The sequence below is a fragment of the Mesorhizobium sp. M1399 genome (assembly GCF_040317735.1).
Lineage (GTDB): Bacteria > Pseudomonadota > Alphaproteobacteria > Rhizobiales > Rhizobiaceae > Mesorhizobium.
Genome location: NZ_JAMYKZ010000010.1, coordinates 185,621 through 205,555 on the forward strand (window position 1 = coordinate 185,621; position 19,935 = coordinate 205,555).

The following is a 19,935-nucleotide window of genomic DNA, read 5'->3' on the forward strand; positions in this document are numbered from 1 at the left end:
GTTGACGCGAGTTCAGGCCTTGCCAAATCCACCAGGCGTCGGCGTCGTCACGATGACTGCCTCGCCGGCGTCGAGGATGGTCTGATCGCAGGCCTTCAGGACCTCGACGCGGCCATCCTTGCGGCGGATCTTGGTCGAGCCAACCTCGCCATCGCCGCCGCCGTCCAGGCCTTGCGGCGGGCGGTTGCGATGCGAGGACAGGATCGCGCATTCCATTTTTTCGAGGAAGCGGATGGTGCGCTTGGTGCCGTCGCCGGCATTCCATTTGCCTTTGCCGCCGGAACCTTCGCGGATATGGAAATCTTCGAGCAATACCGGGAAACGCAGTTCCAGCACTTCCGGATCGGTCAGGCGCGAATTGGTCATGTGGGTGTGGACGCCGGAGGTGCCGTGAAAGCCGCGGCCGTCGTTCATGCGGCCGGCCGGCGAACCGGAGCAGATCGTCTCATAATACTGGTACTGCTTGTTGCCGAAGGTGAGATTATTCATCGTGCCTTGCGCATTGGCCATTGCCCTCATCGCGCCGAACAGCGCGTTGGTGACGTGCTGCGAGGTCTCGACATTGCCGGCGACGACTGCCGCGGGATAGGCGGGCTTCAGCATCGAGCCGTCGGGAATGACGATGTTGATCGGCCGCAGACATCCGGCATTCATCGGGATGTTGTCTTCGACCATGACGCGGAAGGCATAAAGCACCGCGGCACGGGCGACCGGCTCTGGCGCGTTGAAATTGTTCTTCATCACTGGCGACGTGCCGGTGAAGTCGACGGTCGCTTCGCGCTTGCGCCGGTCGACCGATATCTTCACCTTGATCATTTGGCCGGTGTCGGTCGGATATTCGTATTCGGAACTGTCGGGCAGCCGCTCCAGTACGCGACGCACGCTTTCGGCGGCATTGTCCTGGACATGGCCCATATAGGCTTCGACGACGCCAAGGCCGAAATGCGCGACCATCTTGCGCAGCTCGGCGACGCCCTTTTCGTTCGCGGCGATCTGCGCCTTGAGGTCGGCGATGTTCTGGTGCGGATTGCGCGCCGGGTAGGGGTGGTCGGTCAGCAGCGTCTCCAGGTCCTTCTCGCGGAACCTGCCGCGATCGACGATGCGGAAATTGTCAAACAGCACACCTTCCTCATCGACGGTAGTGGCAAGCGGCGTCATCGAGCCGGGCGCCGTGCCGCCGATGTCGGCATGGTGGCCACGCGAGGCTACGTAGAAGAGGATCTCCTCCCCCCTCGAGGGGGAGGTGGCGGCGAAGCCGCCGGAGGGGGTCGTTGCGGCAGTGCTCGACGCATTTGTGGTGCCTTCTGAGAGGACCCCACCCGGCCGCTTCGCGGCCACCCTCCCCTCGAGGGGGAGGGAAAACACCGGTGTCACCACGGTGATATCAGGCAGATGCGTGCCGCCATTGTAAGGGGCGTTCAGGGCAAAGACGTCGCCGGGGTGAATGTCGCCGGAATTGAGCCGGATGATGGTCTCCACCGAGCGGTCCATCGAGCCGAGATGCACCGGCATATGCGGCGCGTTGGCGACCAGCGCGCCATTCCGGTCGAAAACGGCACAGGAGAAGTCGAGCCGCTCCTTGATATTGACCGAATAGGCGGTGTTCTGCAGCGTTACGCCCATCTGCTCGGCGATCGACATGAACAGATTGTTGAAGACCTCCAGCATCACCGGATCGGCTTCGGTGCCGAGTGCGGCCTGCCGGTGCTTCTTCTCGATGCGGCGCATCAGTACATGGTCCTTGGCGGTGATCTCGGCCTGCCAGCCGGGCTCGACGACGATGGTCTGGTTCGGCTCGATGATCAAAGCGGGGCCGGCGATCTTGTTACCGGGCTTCAGCGTTTCGCGAGGGAAGATGCCGGCGTCGCGCCAGATGCCGTCGACGAAAATTTTCCGCGTCCCGGAAGGACTTGCGGCCTTGTGTTCAAGAACTGAATCGCTTTCGTCGCGGCCGGTGCTGCCGGTATCGGTACCTTCGACGCCGACCGATTCGACGATCATCGGCTTGTCATCATAGACGAAGCCGAACTGCGCCTTGTGCGCCAGTTCGAAGTCCGCCTTGGCCTGCGCAATCGAGCCGTGCCCAAAGTTCACAGGCAGCGCGGTATCGGTGCCGTCATAGCGGATCTGCAGCATCGGCTTCGAGGCGACCGCGTCTTCGGTGATGCCTTGCGCGGCGAGTTCGTCGATGACGGCTTTGCGCAGCGTTGCGATGAGCTCGTTGATCGCCGGCCCGGAATCGTCCGCCAGCGGCTTCAGCAGCGCCTGCTGGCGTGACGCAAACACCGAGGACAGGCCGATGCCGTATGCCGAGAGCAGGCCGGAAAAGGGATGGATCAGCACAGCCTCCATGCCGAGCGCATCGGCGACGAGGCAAGCGTGCTGGCCGCCGGCGCCGCCGAAACAATTCAGCAGGTATTCGGTGACGTCGTAGCCGCGCTGCACCGAAATCTTCTTGATGGCATTGGCCATGTTTTCGACGGCGATGGTGACGAACCCTTCGGCAACGGCTTCCGGCGAGCGGCCGTCGCCGATTTCGGCGGCAAGTGCGGTGAACGTCTCGCGAACTGTCCGCACGTCGAGCGGTTCGTCCTGGCCCGGCCCAAAAATGGCCGGAAAGAAGTCGGGCTGCAGCTTTCCCAGCATGACATTGGCGTCGGTGACCGCAAGCGGACCGCCGCGCCGGTAGGCGGCCGGGCCGGGATTGGCGCCGGCCGAATCCGGCCCGGCGCGAAAGCGGCCGGCCTCATAGTGCAGGATCGAGCCGCCGCCGGCGGCGACGGTGTGGATGCGCATCATCGGCGCGCGGATGCGCACGCCGGCGACCTCGGTGTCGAAGGCGCGCTCGTAGTCGCCATCATAGTGGGCGACATCGGTGGAGGTGCCGCCCATGTCGAAGCCGATGACTTTGCCGAAACCGGCGAGTTTTGCCGTCTCGACCATGCCGACGACGCCGCCGGCCGGGCCGGACAACAGCGCATCCTTGCCCTGGAACATGTCGGCGGCGGTGAGGCCGCCCGACGACATCATGAACATAAGGCGGGGGGATTGGCCAATCTCCCCCGTTGTGGGGGAGATGCCAAGTGGCGGCAAAGGGGGCAGGGCAGAGGGGGGCGTGACAGACTGAGATGTTGGCGGGACAGCGCCCCCCTCTGTCGGCTTCGCCGACATCTCCCCCACAAGGGGGGAGATTGGCGCGGCACCCAGTTCCGCCGCAACCCTTTGCACATACCTTGCCAGGATCGGCGACAGATACGCGTCGACCACCGTGGTGTCGCCGCGGCCGACCAGCTTGATCAGCGGCGAGACCTCGTGGCTGACCGAGACCTGCGAGAATCCGAGCTTTCGACAGACTTTGGCGACCGCCTTTTCGTGATCGGGATGTTTCCAGGCATGCATGAAGACGATCGCGACCGCATCGATACCGTCAGCCTTGGCCTGTTCGATGGCAGGACGCACGGAGGCGATGTCGAGCAGGCGTTCGACACGACCGTCGGCGCGCACGCGTTCGTCTATCTCGATGACGTGCTCGTAGAGCTGTTCGGGAAGGATGATCTGCTTGGCAAAGATATCGGGCCTGGCCTGATAGGCAATCCTCAGCGCATCGCGGAAGCCCTTGGTGATGAGCAGCAGCACGCGGTCGCCCTTGCGCTCGAGAAGCGCATTGGTGGCGACCGTGGTGCCCATTTTGACGTCGCCGATCAGAGCGGAAGGGATTGGGGCGCCGGGCTGGACGCCGAGCAGTTCGCGAATGCCCTGGATGGCAGCGTCGGCATAGGCTTCGGGATTTTCCGAAAGGAGTTTCCTGGGATACAGCCCGCCTTCCGGGTCCCGGCCGATGATGTCGGTGAAGGTACCGCCGCGGTCGATCCAGAAATCCCATCTTGCGGTCATGGCAGCGCCTCCGGCATTTTCATTTTACGCATCCTGTTAGTGCTCAACGCTTTGTACGGCCAAGCGCTTGATGTTACACGCGGAAACGCAACGTTACGAAACTCATCATGACCTGATGCATTGTGTCCTCGATCGTCGCCGGTAACGGTGGCGTGATTAGAGGAGAGATATCATGAAGAAACTCATTCTTGCGTCGGTCTCGGCGCTTGCCTTGCTTGGCGTTGCGGCCTGCAGCGACAGCGGCACCGACAACACTACGACGCAGAGCACTAACCCGCCGGCATCCGACCAGACGATGAAGCCGGCTGCTCCTGACGCCAACAAACCTGCCGAGCCGGCCCCGGCCCCCGCTCCTGCGCCGGCTGCCCCGGCGCAATAATTGATGTGACAACCAAGAGAGGCCGGCCTCACACGCCGGCCTTTCTGCTGCTTACGATGCCCGCGCTTTGCGGCCGAGTGCGCCGACGCAGGTAACCGCAACGCGAAAAGTACGCCTCGCCCCTTACTTGCGCCGAAACGACGACCCAAGGCGCCAATCGCCAGGCTCGCCGTTTGCGCGGCGAGGCTGCCGTCTGCGGATTTTCCATGGGTGAGCGCTAGCGCCAGCCGCCTCAGGCATTCCGCCAAATCGATTGGGCCAGCCCCTGCGGCACTGTCTTGGCTTGATAGCGATGGGCGGTTGGCCCTATGAAACCCTCATGTCGATTTGGGACCGCCTCGGCGACTTCGTCACACGCGTTTCATCTTCAGCGTCGTCAGGCGTCGCCGAAGTGGTCGAAGCCGTGCGCACGGTTTTCTCCGGCGATGCCGATCTGCGCCGGCGCGTCGCCTTCTCGGTGGCGATGATCGCGCTGTCGGCCAAGATGGCCAAGGCAGACGGCATCGTCACCCAAGACGAGGTGCGCGCCTTCCAGGAAATATTCGAGGTGCCGAAGGAACAGAGGCGCAATGTGGCGCGGCTCTACGATTTGGCCAAACGCGACATTGCCGGTTTCGAAACCTATGCCGAGCGGATGGCGCAGCTTTGCGGTTCGGGCCATTCGAATTGCCTGATGCTGGAGGACATACTCGACGGGCTGTTCCACATCGCCAAGGCCGACGGGCTGGTGCATGAGCGCGAGCGCCAATTCCTGCATCGCATCGCCGAGATCTTCCGCATCGATGAGGCGCACTACCAGAGCATCCTGGCGCGGCATGTCGATCTGGGCGCCGCCGATCCTTATGTTGTGCTCGGCATCGAGCGTGGGAAGCCGTTCGAGGAGGTCCGCAGGCGCTACCGCAAGTTGGTCTCCGACAATCATCCGGACCGGCTGATCGCACGCGGCCTGCCGCAGGAATTCATCAAGATCGCGACGACCAGGCTGGCGGCGATCAACGCGGCCTATGAGATGATCGAGCGAGGCCTGCGGCACGCATGAGCGGCTTTCCGCCCGACGAGCCGAGCGCCGAGGTTAGGGTATCGCCGAATTTCGGACCGCGGCGCGGCACGCTTAGACCCGATATGATCGTGCTGCACTACACCGGCATGGCGACCGGCGCCGGCGCCGAGGCATGGTTGTGCGATCCGGCAAGCGAGGTCTCGTCGCACTATCTGGTCCATGAGGACGGCCGCATTGTTCAGATGGTAAGGGAAAGCGATCGCGCCTGGCATGCCGGCAAGAGCTGGTGGTTCGGACAGAGCGACATCAACTCCTGTTCGATCGGCATCGAGATCGTCAATCCGGGGCATACTCTCGGCTATCGCAATTTTCCAAAACCGCAGATCGACGCGGTGATCGGCCTGTGCGTCGGCATTGTCGAGCGCCATTCCATTCTGGCGCAGCGGGTGCTCGCCCATTCCGACGTGGCACCGGGGCGCAAGGTCGATCCGGGCGAGAAATTTCCATGGAAAGCCTTGTTTGCCGCCGGTGTCGGCCATGTTGTGCCGGCAGCACCGATCCGGCGCGGCGCCGTACTGAAGCCAGATGATACCGGCGCCGAGGTCGAGGCGCTGCAGTCGATGCTGTCGCTCTATGGTTATGGCGTCGAGATCACCGGCGCTTTCGACCGGCAGACCGAAATCGTGGTCGAGGCATTTCAGCGGCATTTCCGGCAGCGCCTGGTCGATGGCATGGCTGACGGATCGACGATCCGCACGCTGGAAAGGCTGCTCGCTTCCGCAAGGATAGCCTCTCTCAAATAATCTTTTCCCAGATTAAAAGTTACAATCTGTTACCTAAAGTGACTTGCGCCGCCTTCTTTGGCGCCAATTCCGTCGTCAAAGGCGATCCGTACAGATTGTCGGACCTCTATCCCCCCAGATGTTCCGATGTTGATTGAGGGTATCTGCGCGAAGTTCTTTGTGCAGATCAAACAGAACAGGATCACATGCAGAAATTGACCGTTTTAACGGCAGCCATTGCTGCCGGCGTAATGACTTTTGCCTTCAGCGCGGCGAACGGCGCACCGCTGAGCCAACGGGCCGATCAGGGCTTCAGTGCCGCAGCCGGCAAAACCGCCATGCCGAAAGGTGGTGCAAAAGTAGAGAAGACCACCACCGCAAAAGTGGAAAAAGCGGCCGCGGTAAGAACGAAAAAGCCAGTCTCCGCGAAAAGGCCGACCGCTGCGAGAAAGACAATCTCCAAACAGCATGTGAAGCGTAACCGCAAACGCATCGACCGTATGGCAACGGCGTCAGTCGCTCCGAAGAGCAGGCCAGCGCCCCAGGCGGCGGTTGTCGGCGGCAGCGGACAGTATTCGGCGATCATTGCGCGATATGCCGCCAGCTACGGCGTGCCGGTGTCGCTCGCCAATGCCGTCATCAAGATCGAGAGCAACTACCAGCCGAACCAGGTCGGCAGCGCCGGCGAGATCGGCCTGATGCAGATCAAGCCGGCGACGGCAAGAATGATGGGCTATAGCGGTTCGGTTCAGGGTCTCTACGATCCCGATACCAACATCAAATACGGCATGAAGTACCTTGCCATGGCGCGGGATCTCGGCGGCGGCACGACCTGCGGCACGATCCTGAAATACAATGCCGGCCACGGCGCCACACGGATGAACCCGGTGTCCGCAGCCTATTGCGGCAAGGTCAAGGTGCAGCTGGCAGCACTTGGAGCGCCCGCCTGACAAGCGATAACTTGCTTTTTCGTTTGCGTTTTCGGGCCTGAACCCCTTTATACGCCTTGCCAGCTGGCCGGGCGGCCGCACCCGCGAAGCCGAAAGGCTGCGGGTGAGGAAAGTCCGGGCTCCATGGAGACACGGTGCCGGTTAATGGCCGGCGGGGGCGACCCCAGGGAAAGTGCCACAGAAAGCAAACCGCCACGATCTATCGTGGCAAGGGTGAAAGGGTGGGGTAAGAGCCCACCGCGCGACTGGCAACAGGAGCGGCACGGTAAACCCCACCGGGAGCAAGACCGAATAGGGGCGGTGCGAGGGGAAACCCTCGAGGGCTGTTTCCGGCTCACCGTCCGGGTAGGTTGCGTGAGGCGCATGGCAACATGCGCCCAAGATGAATGGCCGCCACGTTCTCGCCCCGTACGGGGCGAGGGCCATACAGAACCCGGCTTACAGGCCAGCTGGCAGTTTCCCCGATAAAAGGAAATCTCCTGATATCAGCAGGTTACGTCTTCGGGCGCAGCCGTTGATTCACTTTTCGACCCGCAATCGAGCGCGACATTCCTTGAAAATGGTGCGATTAAATCGTACCAGTTGATGACGATATTCAGGAGCGCGTCATGGGACAGGTCGATAAACGTAGCATCACGCTGTCGCCGGAGTTGGCCGCGGCAGTCGACGACGTGGTCGCCGCCGGCGAATATGCCTCGGCGAGCGAGGTGATCCGCGACGCACTGAGGCAATGGAAGGACAGGCGCGACCTGCTCGGCTACACGGTCGAGGAATTGCGCAAGATGGCGCAGGAGGGGATCGACAGCGGACCGGCGCTGGACGGGCCGCCAATCATGGAACGGCTGCGCGCCAAATATCTGAAAATGGCCGAGGCCAAAGGCCTTGAGGAGTGAAATATCGCCTGCTTCCTCAGGCATTGATCGACCTCGAAGCCATCGTCGACTACATTGCCGAACAGAATCCAAATGCGGCGGTTCGCCTCGTGGATCTCTTGCAAAGGCGGTGGATTTGCTGACCCTGCATCCCTTCTCAGGTGCACCGCGCGAAGACATTGCGCCCGGCATCCGTCACCTGATCGTCGGCGAATACCTCACTTTGTATCGTGTCCGCGAAGAGGCGATCGAAATCGTTCGCGTTCTCCACGGCCGGCGCAAGATCGACGCCGGCGATCTGAATTCGTAGTCGCGCTGCTCAGGTGCCGATGCGGTCTAGCGACGTCTCGATCGCCTGCCAAAGCTCTTCCACCGGCTCGCAGCCGATCGACAAGCGAACGAAGCCGGGCGGAACGGCATCTCCCCTTTTTGATCGCCGTTCGGCCGAAGTGTGTACGCCGCCGAACGATGTCGCTGCCTGCATCAACGCGCAGTTGTTGATGAAATCCTCGGCCTTGTCCTCCGAGGCGAGCACGAACGAGATGAGAAATCCGAAGCGCTCCATCTGGGCGCGGGCAAGATTGTGTGATGGGTCGCTCTCCAGTCCCGGAAAGCGCAAGCCGCTGATTGCGCGATGGTCTTTCAGCCGTCGCGCTATCATTTCGGCGGAAGCGCACATGCGGTCGAAGCGCACGTCCAGCGTTTCGAGGCCGCGATGTACCAGCCATGCCTCGAACGGCCCGGGGATGGCGCCCGACGTCTCGCGCCAGTCGGTCACCCTCGAGATAATATCTGCGTTGCGGCTGGCGACATGGCCGAACAGCACATCGGAATGGCCGTTCGGCGCCTTGGTGTCGGCAGCAATGACGATATCGGCGCCGAGATCGAGCGGGCGCTGGCCGAAAGGCGTCATCGTCGTGTTGTCGACCACAAGCATCGCACCCGCTTTGTGCACGGCTTCGGCGACGGCTGCGATGTCGCATATGTCCAGTCCTGGATTGGCGGGCGTTTCGACGAAGGCAAGCCGGTATCCGTCAAAGCCGCCGTCGAGGAAGCTCGATGTCGGCCGGACGTCGTACGCGACGCCGAAGGACTTCAGGAAACGGTCTGCCAGCGCTCTCGTCGTATGGTAGCCGTCGGACGGCAGCAGGATACGGTCGCCGGCTTTGAGCAGGCCGAAAAACACCGCCGAGATGGCAGCCATTCCCGAGGGAAAGGCGACGCATGGGGCGTCTTCCAGATGCGCCAGCATGTGCTCGACTGCATCCCAGGTCGGATTGCTGAAGCGGCCATATTGATCGTAGCCGGTGGCGTCACCCGGCGCGTGGAAAATGGCGGCCATGGTCAAGGGCAAGGGAATTGGGTCGCCCTTGGCCAGCCCGGCGCGACGCAGATGAGGAAGTGCCGCGGCGCGCGACTTGGCTGTTTCAGACATGGCTTCAAACCTCGTTACTGACCGGAAAAGGAGATGCCGAGGCTATGCGCGGCAACGATCCGCAGCAAGCCGCGTCCGGTTGGACCACACGGCTCTAAACCCTTCGTTAGGCTTAATGGAGGATAAAGACCGGAGTGCCGTCAAAGCTGCTCTCCCCAGTCGTGGCAGGCGCGTTTTGAAGACTGTTCCCGTTGACGCCCATAACACCCCATGATATCCCATTCCGATACTCAAGCCTTCGTTCCGTGTCAGGGTGAAGCGTACGCCAATCGGGCAGCCGCGGCGGCTGCGCGTTTGCCTGCGTTCGCCCGTCATAATGAAGTGGGTTTTGGACGGCGACCGGGCCGGGGCGGCGCGGACAGGAAGATGCAGAGGGGTGCGGCGGCGCAAGCGGCCGTAAGGCGTAATGGACCGGTTTCTGTCGAACGCGGTGAACAGGATCGATGCGAAGGGACGGGTGTCCGTGCCGGCGCATTTCCGTGCCGTTGTGCAGAAACGCGGCTATTCGGAACTTTATGCGCTACGCTGCCTGGATCGCCCGGCGATGGATGTCGGTGGGCTCGACCTGCTCGATCGCTACGAGCAGCGCATCGCGCAGGAAGACCCGTTCCTGCAGGCGGCGGACGACATGTCGTTCTTCTGCCATGGCGATGGAACGTTTCTGAAGCTCGACCAGGACGGCCGTATCACGATGAGCGATTTCATTCGCGAGCATACCGGCATTTCAGCGGAAGTGGCCTTCGTTGGCCGCGGCAATTTCTTTCAGATCTGGGAGCCGGGACGGCTCAGCGCCTATGGGACGGAAGCTCGCGCCCGGCTTTTGCAGCTTCGGCAGGGGACGAAGCCCGGGGAGCGGCCGGAATGATGGCGGGCGACGGCGATGAAGTTCATGCCGTTGGCGGACCAGCCCGTCACATTCCGGTCCTCCTTGCCGAAGTTCTGGAGGCGCTGGCGCCGACAAAAGGCGAGGTGCTCGTCGACGGCACGTTCGGTGCTGGCGGCTACACGAAGGCCATTCTGGCAAGCGGAGCCTCGGTCGTCGCCATCGACCGCGATCCGGATGCGATCGCGGCGGGGCGGACCCTTGAACAGCAGTCCGGCGGCAGGCTCAGGCTTGTCCAGGCACCGTTCTCAACGCTCGACGAGCAGGTTGAAAGTGCCGATGGCGTCGTGCTCGACATCGGCATCTCCTCCATGCAGATCGACCAGCCGGAGCGCGGCTTTTCATTCCGCGCCGATGGACCGCTCGACATGCGCATGGCGCAGGCGGGCCTGAGCGCCGCCGACGTCGTCAACACTTTCAAGGTGGGCGATCTTGCCCGCATCTTCGGTTTTCTCGGCGAAGAACGCCATGCTGGGCGCATCGCCCGTATGATCGAGAGCCGTCGCGAAAAACGCCCCTTTGAGCGCACGCTCGACCTTGCCGATGCCATCGAGACGCATATCGGCCGCGCGCCGAAAGACAAGATCCATCCAGCCACCCGGGTTTTCCAGGCGCTGCGCATCTTCGTCAACGACGAGCTCGGCGAGCTGGCAAAGGCGCTGTTTGCCGCCGAGCGCGTGCTGAAACCGGGCGGGCGGCTTGCCGTGGTGACCTTCCATTCGTTGGAGGACCGCATGGTCAAGCGCTTTATCGCCGACAGAGCTGATTCAGCGACCGGATCGCGGCACCTGCCCGAGGCGCAGGCGCGCACCGCCACCTTCACCAAGAAGGGCAGCGGCGTGACGCCTGGCGATGCCGAGATTTCGGCCAATCCGCGGGCGCGCTCGGCAAGGCTGCGCGCTGCGATCCGTACAGAGGCGCCGGCGCGCGCTGGTGATTTTTCGATTTTCGGCCTGCCAAAACTGCCTGGCCCAAAGCTTCCCGGTGCCGATCGACCGGGAGAGAGGTGAACACGTGTTTCGTACCAGCGACATAGTCCTGATCGCCGTCATGGTTTCGGCGGCTGCCTTGACCTACAAGACCAAGCGCGAGGCCGAGGAGCAACTGGCGGCAGTGCACAAGATCCAGGCGCAGATCCGTTATGAAGAGGACACGATCGACCTGCTCAAGGCGGACTGGAGCCTGCTTACCCAGCCGTCGCGCCTGCAGAAGCTCACCGAAATCTACAAATCGCAACTCGGACTCGAGCCGGTCAATGCGCGCCAGATCGTCGGGCTGGACGATCTGCCGGCCAAACCCGTCAACATCGAGGACCTTTCATCGCAGCGGCTGGGCGGCATGGCTGATATTGGCGGCAAGGATCCGGTGGTGACCGGAGGCATCGTCCAATGATCACCGGATTTCCAATGGCCGCCAGATTTCCACAGGTTGGCAGGCTGCTGAAGCGCGGTTCGAAGCCCGGCGCGGGCGGATCGATCGTGGTCGAAGGTGCCCGCAAGGCAACCGGTGGCAAGGGCAGGACCCGCATTGTCATGACGATGGCGGTGTTCTTCGGTATCTATTCGACCATTGCCGGGCGGCTGGTCTATCTGGGTTTCCAGAACCCCGACCTGTCGGGCGGGCCGCAGAGCCGGGTGACGGCATCGCGGCCCGACATCGTCGACCGTAACGGCGAAGTGCTGGCGACCGACATCAAGACGGCGTCGCTGTTTGCCGAACCGCGCCGCATCGTCGATGCCGACGAGGCGATCGAAAAGCTGTCGACGGTGCTTCCCGAGATCGACTACGAGCAGACATACAACAAGCTGAAGAGCGGCGCCGGCTTCGTCTGGCTGCAGCGGCAACTGACGCCGAAGCAGCAGGCCGATATCATGCAGCTCGGCATCCCCGGCTTCGGCTTCCGCACCGAAAAGCGCCGGTTCTATCCGGCCGGCGAAACCTCGTCCTACATTGTCGGCCTCACCAACATCGACAATCAGGGCATCTCCGGCATGGAGAAATACATCGACGAACAGGGCTTGAGCGATCTTCAGGCGTCGGGCCTGGCGGTGGCCAAGGATTTGAAGCCGGTCCAGCTCTCGATCGATCTGCGCGTCCAGCATATCGTACGTGACGAGGTCGCCACCGGCATGGAAAAGTACCATGCGATCGCGGCGGGTGCCGTCGTGCTCAACGTCAAGACCGGTGAGGTGCTGGCGATGGCGTCGGTTCCAGATTTCGATCCGAACAACCCCTATAACGCGCAGGACAAGGACCGGCTCAACCGTATGTCCGCCGGCCTGTACGAAATGGGGTCGACCTTCAAGAGCTTCACCACCGCCATGGCGCTCGATTCCGGCAAGATAACGCTGCAAAGCCGCTTCGACGCATCGCGCCCGATCAGGATCGGCCATCAGACCATCCATGATTTCCATGGCAAGGGCCGGGTGCTGTCGGTGCCGGAAGTGTTCATCTACTCATCCAATATCGGCTCTGCCAAGGAAGCCGAAGCGGTTGGCATTGACGGACACCGCGAATTCCTGCATCGCCTGGGAATCCTCGAGAAGATGCAGACCGAACTGCCGGAAGTCGCCCGGCCGACCGAGCCCAAGGTCTGGAAGCAGGTCAATTCGATTACCATCGCCTTCGGCCACGGCGTGTCGACGACCCCGCTGCAGACGGCGGTCGGCTGCGCCGCGCTGATGAATGGCGGCTATCTGATGGACCCGACCTTCCTGCCGCGCACCCAGGAGCAGGCGATGGCGGTGGCCAAGAAAGTGGTCAGCGACAAGACCGTCGAGGGCATGCGCTATCTCTATGCCCTCAATGCCGAAAAGGGATCCGGCCGCAATGCCCGGGTGCCAGGATACCGGGTGGGCGGCAAGACGGGAACGGCGGAGAAGGTCGTCAACGGCCGCTACTCGAAGGAAAAGAATTTCAACGCTTTCGTTGCGGCTTTCCCAATGGACGATCCGCAATACATAGTGCTTACGATCGCCGACGAACCGAAGCCGGAAAAGCCCGGCATGGGTGCCACGGCTGCCTCGAATGCGGGCATCATGGCTGCAAACATCATCCGACGTGCGGCTTCCATGCTTGGCGTGAAGCCAGATTTCAGCCATGAAAATGGTGCAACGCTGGTTTCCTATCAGTGATTCTTGGGGCGCGCCGGCAACTGCGCGCTATTTTGTTGCGATGAACGGGGTTCGATGAAGCTGAAAAATCTAGCCGGTATCCTGCCTGTCGAGGGGACAGCTTCCTTCGACATGGAGGTTACAGGGATTTCGTCGGACTCCCGCCAGGTAACACCGGGTGTTGTCTTTTTCGCGCTCACCGGCTCCAAGGCGGATGGCGCAGCCTATGCCGCCGATGCCGCGAGCCGCGGCGCTGCCGCGATTGTTGTCGGCAAGGGCAGTGCGGTCGCCGGGCTGCCAGTTCCGGTTCTTGTCGTAGACGATCCGCGCCTTGCGCTGGCGCTGAGTGCTGCCCGTATTTTCGGCAAGCAACCGCAAACCATGGTCGCGGTGACCGGCACCAGCGGCAAGACCTCCGTCGCCGCATTCACCCGACAGATATGGGAGCAGGCGGGTTTGGTCGCCGCTTCGATCGGCACGACCGGCGTGGTGGCGCCGGGCCGCAATGAATATGGCTCGCTGACCACGCCGGATCCGGTGGCACTGCACAGGCTGCTCAAGGAGTTGGCGGAGGCCGGCGTCACCCACGCCTCGATGGAAGCGTCCAGCCATGGCCTCGACCAGCGCCGGCTCGATGGCGTCAGGCTTGCGGCCGGCGGCTTCACCAATCTCGGCCGCGACCATATGGACTATCATCCGACGGTCGAGGACTATCATCGCGCCAAATTGCGTCTGTTCGATGCGCTGCTGCCGAAGGGCGCGCCGGCCGTCATCTTTGCCGACGACCCGTGGTCGGAGCCGACAATCAAGGCGGCGCGGGCAGCGGGACTGAACGTGCTGACGGTCGGCCGCCACGGCGATTTCCTGCGGCTGAAGCGGGTCGAGCACGAGCGCCACCGCCAACGCGCCGAGGTCGAAGTTGACGGCGTTCTCCATGAAGTCGACCTGCCGTTGGCGGGCGACTTCCAGATCGCCAATGCGCTGGTGTCGGCGGGCCTCGCCATTTCGACTGGAACATCTGTTGCCAAGGCGTTGATGGCGCTAGAGAAATTGAAGGGTGCGCCGGGGCGGCTCGACCTCGTTGGGACGGCCGCCAATGGCGCACCGGTCTATGTCGACTACGCGCACAAGCCGGACGCGCTGGAAAACGTGCTGGCTTCGGTGCGTCCCTTTACCACCGGCCGCGTCATCGTCGTATTCGGTTGCGGCGGCGACCGTGACCGGGGCAAGCGGCCGATCATGGGCGAGATCGCCACAAGGCTGGCCGATGTCGTCATCGTCACCGACGACAATCCCCGCTCGGAAGTTCCCGAGACGATCCGCGCCGCGATCCTGGAGGCCGCACCTGGCGCCATCGAGATCGGCGACCGGCGCAAGGCCATCCACGAGGCAGTCGGGATGCTTCACGCTGGCGACACGCTGATCGTGGCCGGCAAGGGCCATGAGGAAGGCCAGACCATCGGCACCGAGACGCTGCATTTTTCCGATCATGAGGAAGTTCGCTCGGCGCTCAGGGAGCAAGCGGCGTGAGCTATCTGTGGACCTCCGAGGCGCTGGTTGCCGCCATGGATGGCCGGCCGCTCGGTCCGATGCCTGAAGGCATCGCCGGCATTTCCATCGACAGCCGCAGCCTGCAGCCGGGAGACGCCTTCTTCGCCATCAAGGGCGAGGTGATGGACGGCCATGATTTCGTCACCGCCGCCATCAAGGCGGGCGCCGGCGTGCTTGTCGTCGCCGAGGGCAAGCTGCCGTCGCTGGGGCGGCTGACGGCACCGATGATCGTCGTGGAGGACGTGCTCGTCGCGCTGGAAAAGCTCGGCGTTGCGGCGCGCGCACGCTCGAAGGCGAGGGTGATTGCCGTGACCGGTTCGGCGGGCAAAACCACCACCAAGGAAGCACTGCGCCACGCTCTGTCCGCGGTCGGTACGGTGCATGCATCGGCTCAGTCGTTCAACAATCACTGGGGCGTGCCGCTGACACTGGCGCGCATGCCGCAGGATTGCGACTATGCCGTCTTCGAGATCGGCATGAACCATCCGGACGAGATCCGGCCCCTCGTCAAAATGGTCCGGCCGCATGTCGCCATCATTACGCTGATCGCGGCCGCTCATCTCGGCTTCTTCCGCAACCTGGACGAGATCGCCAAGGCCAAGGCAGAGGTTTTCGAGGGACTGGAGCCCGGTGGCGCCGCCCTTCTCAACCGCGACGACCAGCGCTGGAAGCTGCTGGAGAAGATGGCGAAAGAAGCGGGCGTCGAGCATGTCTACGGGTTCGGCGAGAATGCACGGGCGACCTTCAAACTGATCAAATGCGAGATCAATGCCGATCACTCCGTGATAGCCGCCAAGATTGGCGGACACGAGATTGTCGCCAGGATCGGCGCGCCGGGCCGCCATATGGTGCAGAATGTGCTGGCCGTGCTGGGTGCCGCGCATCTGGTCGGCGCCGACGTCACCAGGGTTGCGCAGGCGCTGGCCGATCTTTCGCCCGAACGCGGACGCGGCAAACGCTATGTGTTGCGCCATCCCAAGGGGCCGATCACACTGATCGACGAGAGCTACAACGCCAATCCGGCGTCGATGACCGCTGCAATGGCACTGCTCAACACCACACCGGTGTCGGGCGAGGGCAGGCGCATTGCCGTGCTTGGCGACATGCTCGAGCTCGGCAGCCATTCGGCGAAATTGCATGCCGCGCTTGCCGACCTGATCGTCGGCACCGATACGCGCACGGTTTTCCTCGGCGGCCCGGAAATGCGGGCGCTGGCCGACGTGCTGCCGGGCGAGATCAAGACGGAATACCGCGCCGGCGCGGAAGATCTGAAACCGGTGCTTCTGTCGGAATTGAAGCCCGGCGACGTGGTCATGATCAAATCGTCGAAGGGCATAGGCTTTTCAAAGCTGGTCGAGGCGTTGCTCGGCAAGTTTCCGGCGGAAGCCACAACCAGCAGACAGACCTAGGATCGGTCCGGGGGACGCAAGCGCATGCTAACACTGCTCGTCGAATTTGCGGACAAGATCTCGGTCTTCAACGTCTTCCGCTACATAACTTTCCGCACCGGCGGAGCGCTGATCACAGCGGCGCTGATCGTGTTCATCTTCGGACCGACCATCATCAATTCGCTGAGGCTGCGGCAAGGCAAGGGCCAGCCGATCCGCGCCGACGGGCCGCAGACGCATTTCAAGAAGGCGGGAACGCCGACAATGGGCGGACTGATGATCCTGTCCGGCATCGTCGGTTCGTCGCTGCTGTGGGCGAACCTGTCGAGCATCTACGTCTGGGTGGTGCTGCTGGTGACGCTGGGGTTCGGCTCGATCGGCTTCTACGACGATTATCTCAAGGTGACGAAGCAATCGCATCTCGGCTTTTCCGGCAAGGCGCGGCTCGGGCTCGAATTCGTCATTGCCGGCATCGCCGCCTGGGTGATCATGCATAACGGCCAGGTGCCGTTCTCGTCATCGTTGACATTCCCTTTCGCCAAGGAGTTTCTCGTCAATCTCGGCTGGTTTTTCATCCCGTTCTCGTGCTTCGTCATCGTCGGCGCCGGCAATGCGGTGAACCTGACCGACGGCCTCGACGGGCTGGCGATCGTGCCGATCATGATCGCGGCGGCGTCCTTCGGCGTCATCGCCTATCTCTCCGGCAATGCGGTGTTCGCTGAATATCTGCAGATCCATTTCGTTCCCGGCACCGGTGAGCTTGCCGTGGTCCTCGGAGCGGTGATCGGTGCCGGTCTCGGTTTCCTGTGGTTCAATGCGCCGCCAGCGGCAATCTTCATGGGCGATACCGGCTCGCTGGCGCTGGGTGGGCTGATCGGCACGGTCGCGGTGGCGACCAAGCACGAGATCGTGCTGGTCATCGTCGGCGGCCTGTTCGTCGTCGAGATATTCTCGGTCATCATCCAGGTCGGCTATTTCAAGATGACCGGCAAGCGCGTCTTTCTGATGGCGCCGATCCACCATCATTTCGAAAAGCTCGGCTGGACCGAAAGCCAGGTGGTGATCCGCTTCTGGATTATCGCCGTCATTCTGGCGCTGGTCGGGCTGTCGACCCTGAAGCTCAGATAGGAGGCCGCTTGATCCCCGCCGCATCCTTTTCAGGCAAGCGCGTTTCGCTCTTCGGGCTCGGCGGCTCGGGGATTGCCACGGCGCGCGCGCTGATCGAGGGCGGCGCGGACGTCCTCGCCTGGGACGACAATCCCGACAGCGTTGCCAAGGCCGGCGCGGTCGGCATCGCCACCGCAGACCTGCGCGGCGCGGACTGGGCGAGGTTTTCCGCCTTCGTGCTGTCGCCCGGCGTGCCGCTGACGCATCCCAAGCCACACTGGACCGTCGAGCTCGCGCGGGGCTCAGGCGTGGAGATCATCGGCGATATCGAGCTTTTCTGCCGCGAGCGGACGGCGCGGGCGCCGGCAGCAGCCTTCATCGCCATCACCGGCACCAACGGCAAGTCGACGACCACGGCATTGACGGCGCACATCCTCAAATCGGCCGGGCGCGACACGCAGATGGGCGGCAATATCGGCCGCGCGGTGATGACGCTCGATCCGCCGCAGCCCGAGCGGCACTATGTGGTTGAGTGCTCGTCCTATCAGATCGATCTTGCCCCTTCGATCAATCCGACGGCCGGCATCCTGCTCAACCTGACGCCGGACCATCTCGATCGCCATGGCACGATGCAACACTACGCCTCGATCAAGGAGCGGCTGGTGGCCGGCAGCGAGACGGCAATCATCGGTGTCGACGATTCCTGGTGCGCCCAGATCGCCGACCGGCTGGAGCGAGCGGGCCGGCAGATCATTCGCATCTCCAAGCGCCTGCCGCTGACCGACGGCTATTTCGCCGAAGGCACCAACCTGATGGAAGCCGTGCACGGCCGCTACAGCCGGGTCGCCTTTCTCGAAGGCATCGGCTCGTTGCGCGGCCAGCACAACGCGCAGAATGCGCTGGCCGCCGCCGCCGCCTGCCTCAAGGTCGGGCTCGAGCTCGGCGAGATCCAATCCGGACTGGAGAGTTTCCCGGGGCTGGCGCACCGCATGGAGCAGGTCGGCCGCAAAGGGCATGTGCTGTTCGTCAACGATTCCAAGGCGACCAATGCCGATGCCGCGGCACCGGCGCTGTCGAGCTTTGCGCGTATCTACTGGATTGCCGGAGGTCTGCCGAAAGAGGGTGGCATCGAGCCGTTGCGCGGCTTCTTCCCGCGTATCGCCAAGGCCTATCTGATCGGCGAAGCCGCACCGGCCTTTTCGGCGACGCTGGGCGAAGCGGTGCCCTACGAGATATCAGGCACGTTGGCTGCGGCGGTCGAACACGCCGCCCGCGATGCGGCCAAGGATAGTAGCGGCGAGGCGGTGGTGCTGCTGTCGCCGGCCTGCGCCAGTTTCGACCAGTTCAAGAATTTCGAAGTCCGCGGTGAGGCGTTCAGGCAAGCCGCAACCGCCATTGATGGCGTGAAGCCCATCGGAGGGACACGATAATGCAAAGCCGTCTCGACAAAAGCCCCGTGGCGACCTGGTGGTGGACGATCGATCGCTGGTTCCTGGCGGCGTTCCTGTCGCTGATGGGCCTCGGCATCGTTTTGTCCTTCGCCGCAAGCCCGGCGGTGGCCGAACGCATCGGACTAGACAGTTTCCACTTCGCCACACGCCAGATCATCTTCACCATTCCGGCACTTGGAGTGATGCTTGCCGTCTCGTTCCTTGAATCCAGGCAGATCCGGCGCATGGCGCTGGTCATGCTGTGCATCACGCTGTTTTTGATGGTGGCGGTGCTCTATATCGGCGTCGAGGTGAAAGGCGCGCGGCGCTGGGTATCGCTTGCCGGCCTGTCGATACAGCCGTCCGAGTTCCTGAAACCGGGCTTCGTCATCATCTGCGCCTGGCTGTTCGCCGAGCACAAGCGCCAGCCCGACATTCCGGGCAATCTGTTCGCCATGTTGCTGCTTGCGCTGGTCATCTCGCTGCTAGTGGCGCAGCCTGACCTGGGGCAGACCATGCTGGTGCTCGGCACCTGGGGGGTGATGTTCTTCATGGCCGGGCTGCCGTGGCTGTGGATCGTCGCGCTGGGTGCTGCCGGCGTCGGCGGCGTGTTCGCCGCCTATGCGGTGTTCCCGCACGTTGCCGGCCGCATCGACCGCTTCATGACCGGCGAGGGCGACACGTTCCAGGTCGACATGGGCCGCGAGGCGCTGATCAATGGCGGCTGGTTCGGCGTCGGGCCGGGCGAGGGCACCGTCAAGCGGGTCATCCCCGACAGCCATGCCGATTTCGTCTTCTCGGTCGCTGGCGAGGAATTCGGGCTGATCATGTGTTTCTTCATCATGTCCATCTTCGGCTTCATCGTGCTGCGCGGCCTCAACACGGCACTCAAGGAGCAGGACGATTTCACACGCTACGCGGTTGGCGGCCTGGTCACCGTCTTCGGCCTGCAGTCGGTCATCAACATGGCCGTCAATCTGCAACTGATGCCGGCCAAGGGCATGACGCTGCCGTTCATCTCCTATGGCGGTTCCTCCCAGATCGCGATCGCCATCTCGATGGGCATGGTGCTGGCGCTGACGCGCAAGCGCCCGGAAAAGCGCAAGCAGCTGGGCTTCATGCCGTCGCCGCGTGCGATGCCGGCGGAGTGA

16 protein-coding genes, 1 other RNA gene and 1 pseudogene are annotated in these 19,935 nt (G+C 63.0%); 16 read left to right on the top strand and 2 right to left on the bottom strand.

Going from position 1 to position 19,935, the window contains the following annotated elements; all coding sequences use genetic code 11:
- Window positions 1-12 precede the first annotated feature (12 nt).
- Complete coding sequence (locus NKH05_RS19270; protein WP_353025893.1) at window positions 13-3,894, bottom strand: hydantoinase B/oxoprolinase family protein; 3,882 nt, start codon at window positions 3,892-3,894, stop codon at window positions 13-15.
- 172 nt (window positions 3,895-4,066) lie between these two features.
- Between NKH05_RS19270 and NKH05_RS19275 the strand changes: the two genes are divergently transcribed.
- From NKH05_RS19275 to NKH05_RS19305, 7 genes and pseudogenes are all read left to right on the top strand, one after another.
- Window positions 4,067-4,273: a hypothetical protein gene (locus tag NKH05_RS19275; protein WP_023721215.1), complete on the top strand. Its 207-nt coding sequence runs from the start codon at window positions 4,067-4,069 to the stop codon at window positions 4,271-4,273.
- A 319-nt stretch (window positions 4,274-4,592) separates the two neighbouring features.
- The gene (locus NKH05_RS19280) at window positions 4,593-5,312 is read left to right on the top strand and encodes a J domain-containing protein (RefSeq protein WP_023721214.1); all 720 of its coding nucleotides are present in this window, start codon (window positions 4,593-4,595) and stop codon (window positions 5,310-5,312) included.
- The gene (locus NKH05_RS19285) at window positions 5,309-6,076 is read left to right on the top strand and encodes an N-acetylmuramoyl-L-alanine amidase (RefSeq protein ID WP_352481545.1); all 768 of its coding nucleotides are present in this window, start codon (window positions 5,309-5,311) and stop codon (window positions 6,074-6,076) included. The genes NKH05_RS19280 and NKH05_RS19285 overlap by 4 nt, the downstream gene beginning before the upstream one ends.
- A gap of 185 nt (window positions 6,077-6,261) precedes the next feature.
- Window positions 6,262-7,005 (top strand): lytic transglycosylase domain-containing protein, encoded by a 744-nt coding sequence (locus NKH05_RS19290; RefSeq protein WP_352481544.1) that lies wholly within the window; start codon window positions 6,262-6,264, stop codon window positions 7,003-7,005.
- 59 nt (window positions 7,006-7,064) lie between these two features.
- An RNA gene (rnpB, locus tag NKH05_RS19295) (RNase P RNA component class A) lies at window positions 7,065-7,462 on the top strand.
- 151 nt (window positions 7,463-7,613) lie between these two features.
- Entirely contained in the window at window positions 7,614-7,898 is a 285-nt protein-coding gene (locus NKH05_RS19300; RefSeq protein WP_352481543.1) for a type II toxin-antitoxin system ParD family antitoxin, read from the top strand.
- A pseudogene (locus NKH05_RS19305) lies at window positions 7,895-8,187 on the top strand (type II toxin-antitoxin system RelE/ParE family toxin). The gene NKH05_RS19300 and the pseudogene NKH05_RS19305 overlap by 4 nt, the downstream one beginning before the upstream one ends.
- Window positions 8,188-8,196: 9 nt before the next feature.
- Here the strand turns inward: NKH05_RS19305 and NKH05_RS19310 are convergent.
- Complete coding sequence (locus NKH05_RS19310; protein WP_352495118.1) at window positions 8,197-9,312, bottom strand: cystathionine gamma-lyase; 1,116 nt, start codon at window positions 9,310-9,312, stop codon at window positions 8,197-8,199.
- 406 nt (window positions 9,313-9,718) lie between these two features.
- Here NKH05_RS19310 and mraZ point away from each other — a divergent pair, with 406 nt between their 5' ends.
- From mraZ to ftsW, 9 genes are read left to right on the top strand one after another with little or no spacing between them, the layout of a single operon-like run.
- Complete coding sequence (gene mraZ, locus NKH05_RS19315) at window positions 9,719-10,177, top strand: division/cell wall cluster transcriptional repressor MraZ (RefSeq protein WP_352481541.1); 459 nt, start codon at window positions 9,719-9,721, stop codon at window positions 10,175-10,177.
- Complete coding sequence (gene rsmH / locus NKH05_RS19320) at window positions 10,174-11,205, top strand: 16S rRNA (cytosine(1402)-N(4))-methyltransferase RsmH (RefSeq protein WP_023721208.1); 1,032 nt, start codon at window positions 10,174-10,176, stop codon at window positions 11,203-11,205. The genes mraZ and rsmH overlap by 4 nt, the downstream gene beginning before the upstream one ends.
- Window positions 11,206-11,209: 4 nt before the next feature.
- Window positions 11,210-11,587 carry a cell division protein FtsL gene (gene ftsL, locus NKH05_RS19325; protein ID WP_023676771.1) on the top strand — a complete coding sequence of 126 codons (378 nt, stop codon included), beginning with the start codon at window positions 11,210-11,212 and terminating at the stop codon, window positions 11,585-11,587.
- Between the two features lie 14 nt (window positions 11,588-11,601).
- Window positions 11,602-13,329: a peptidoglycan D,D-transpeptidase FtsI family protein gene (locus tag NKH05_RS19330; RefSeq protein WP_352481539.1), complete on the top strand. Its 1,728-nt coding sequence runs from the start codon at window positions 11,602-11,604 to the stop codon at window positions 13,327-13,329.
- Between the two features lie 54 nt (window positions 13,330-13,383).
- Window positions 13,384-14,838, top strand: a complete 1,455-nt coding sequence (locus NKH05_RS19335; protein WP_023721206.1) for a UDP-N-acetylmuramoyl-L-alanyl-D-glutamate--2,6-diaminopimelate ligase — start codon at window positions 13,384-13,386, stop codon at window positions 14,836-14,838.
- Entirely contained in the window at window positions 14,835-16,268 is a 1,434-nt protein-coding gene (locus tag NKH05_RS19340; RefSeq protein ID WP_352855188.1) for a UDP-N-acetylmuramoylalanyl-D-glutamyl-2,6-diaminopimelate--D-alanyl-D-alanine ligase, read from the top strand. The genes NKH05_RS19335 and NKH05_RS19340 overlap by 4 nt, the downstream gene beginning before the upstream one ends.
- A gap of 24 nt (window positions 16,269-16,292) precedes the next feature.
- Entirely contained in the window at window positions 16,293-17,375 is a 1,083-nt protein-coding gene (gene mraY / locus NKH05_RS19345; protein WP_023721204.1) for a phospho-N-acetylmuramoyl-pentapeptide-transferase, read from the top strand.
- A gap of 8 nt (window positions 17,376-17,383) precedes the next feature.
- Window positions 17,384-18,784, top strand: a complete 1,401-nt coding sequence (gene murD, locus NKH05_RS19350; RefSeq protein ID WP_023721203.1) for a UDP-N-acetylmuramoyl-L-alanine--D-glutamate ligase — start codon at window positions 17,384-17,386, stop codon at window positions 18,782-18,784.
- Window positions 18,784-19,935 carry a putative lipid II flippase FtsW gene (ftsW, locus tag NKH05_RS19355; RefSeq protein ID WP_023721202.1) on the top strand — a complete coding sequence of 384 codons (1,152 nt, stop codon included), beginning with the start codon at window positions 18,784-18,786 and terminating at the stop codon, window positions 19,933-19,935. The genes murD and ftsW overlap by 1 nt, the downstream gene beginning before the upstream one ends.

Bases quoted from the DNA above. Each gene is read 5' to 3' on its own strand.
- NKH05_RS19330 (WP_352481539.1), top strand. From the start codon at position 11,602: ATGGCCGCCAGATTTCCACAGGTTGGCAGGCTGCTGAAGCGCGGTTCG.
- NKH05_RS19280 (WP_023721214.1), top strand. From the start codon at position 4,593: ATGTCGATTTGGGACCGCCTCGGCGACTTCGTCACACGCGTTTCATCT.
- NKH05_RS19310 (WP_352495118.1), bottom strand. From the start codon at position 9,312: ATGTCTGAAACAGCCAAGTCGCGCGCCGCGGCACTTCCTCATCTGCGT.
- NKH05_RS19290 (WP_352481544.1), top strand. From the start codon at position 6,262: ATGCAGAAATTGACCGTTTTAACGGCAGCCATTGCTGCCGGCGTAATG.
- ftsW (WP_023721202.1), top strand. From the start codon at position 18,784: ATGCAAAGCCGTCTCGACAAAAGCCCCGTGGCGACCTGGTGGTGGACG.
- mraZ (WP_352481541.1), top strand. From the start codon at position 9,719: ATGGACCGGTTTCTGTCGAACGCGGTGAACAGGATCGATGCGAAGGGA.
- NKH05_RS19300 (WP_352481543.1), top strand. From the start codon at position 7,614: ATGGGACAGGTCGATAAACGTAGCATCACGCTGTCGCCGGAGTTGGCC.
- NKH05_RS19335 (WP_023721206.1), top strand. From the start codon at position 13,384: ATGAAGCTGAAAAATCTAGCCGGTATCCTGCCTGTCGAGGGGACAGCT.
- NKH05_RS19270 (WP_353025893.1), bottom strand. From the start codon at position 3,894: ATGACCGCAAGATGGGATTTCTGGATCGACCGCGGCGGTACCTTCACC.
- rsmH (WP_023721208.1), top strand. From the start codon at position 10,174: ATGATGGCGGGCGACGGCGATGAAGTTCATGCCGTTGGCGGACCAGCC.
- mraY (WP_023721204.1), top strand. From the start codon at position 16,293: ATGCTAACACTGCTCGTCGAATTTGCGGACAAGATCTCGGTCTTCAAC.
- NKH05_RS19275 (WP_023721215.1), top strand. From the start codon at position 4,067: ATGAAGAAACTCATTCTTGCGTCGGTCTCGGCGCTTGCCTTGCTTGGC.
- NKH05_RS19285 (WP_352481545.1), top strand. From the start codon at position 5,309: ATGAGCGGCTTTCCGCCCGACGAGCCGAGCGCCGAGGTTAGGGTATCG.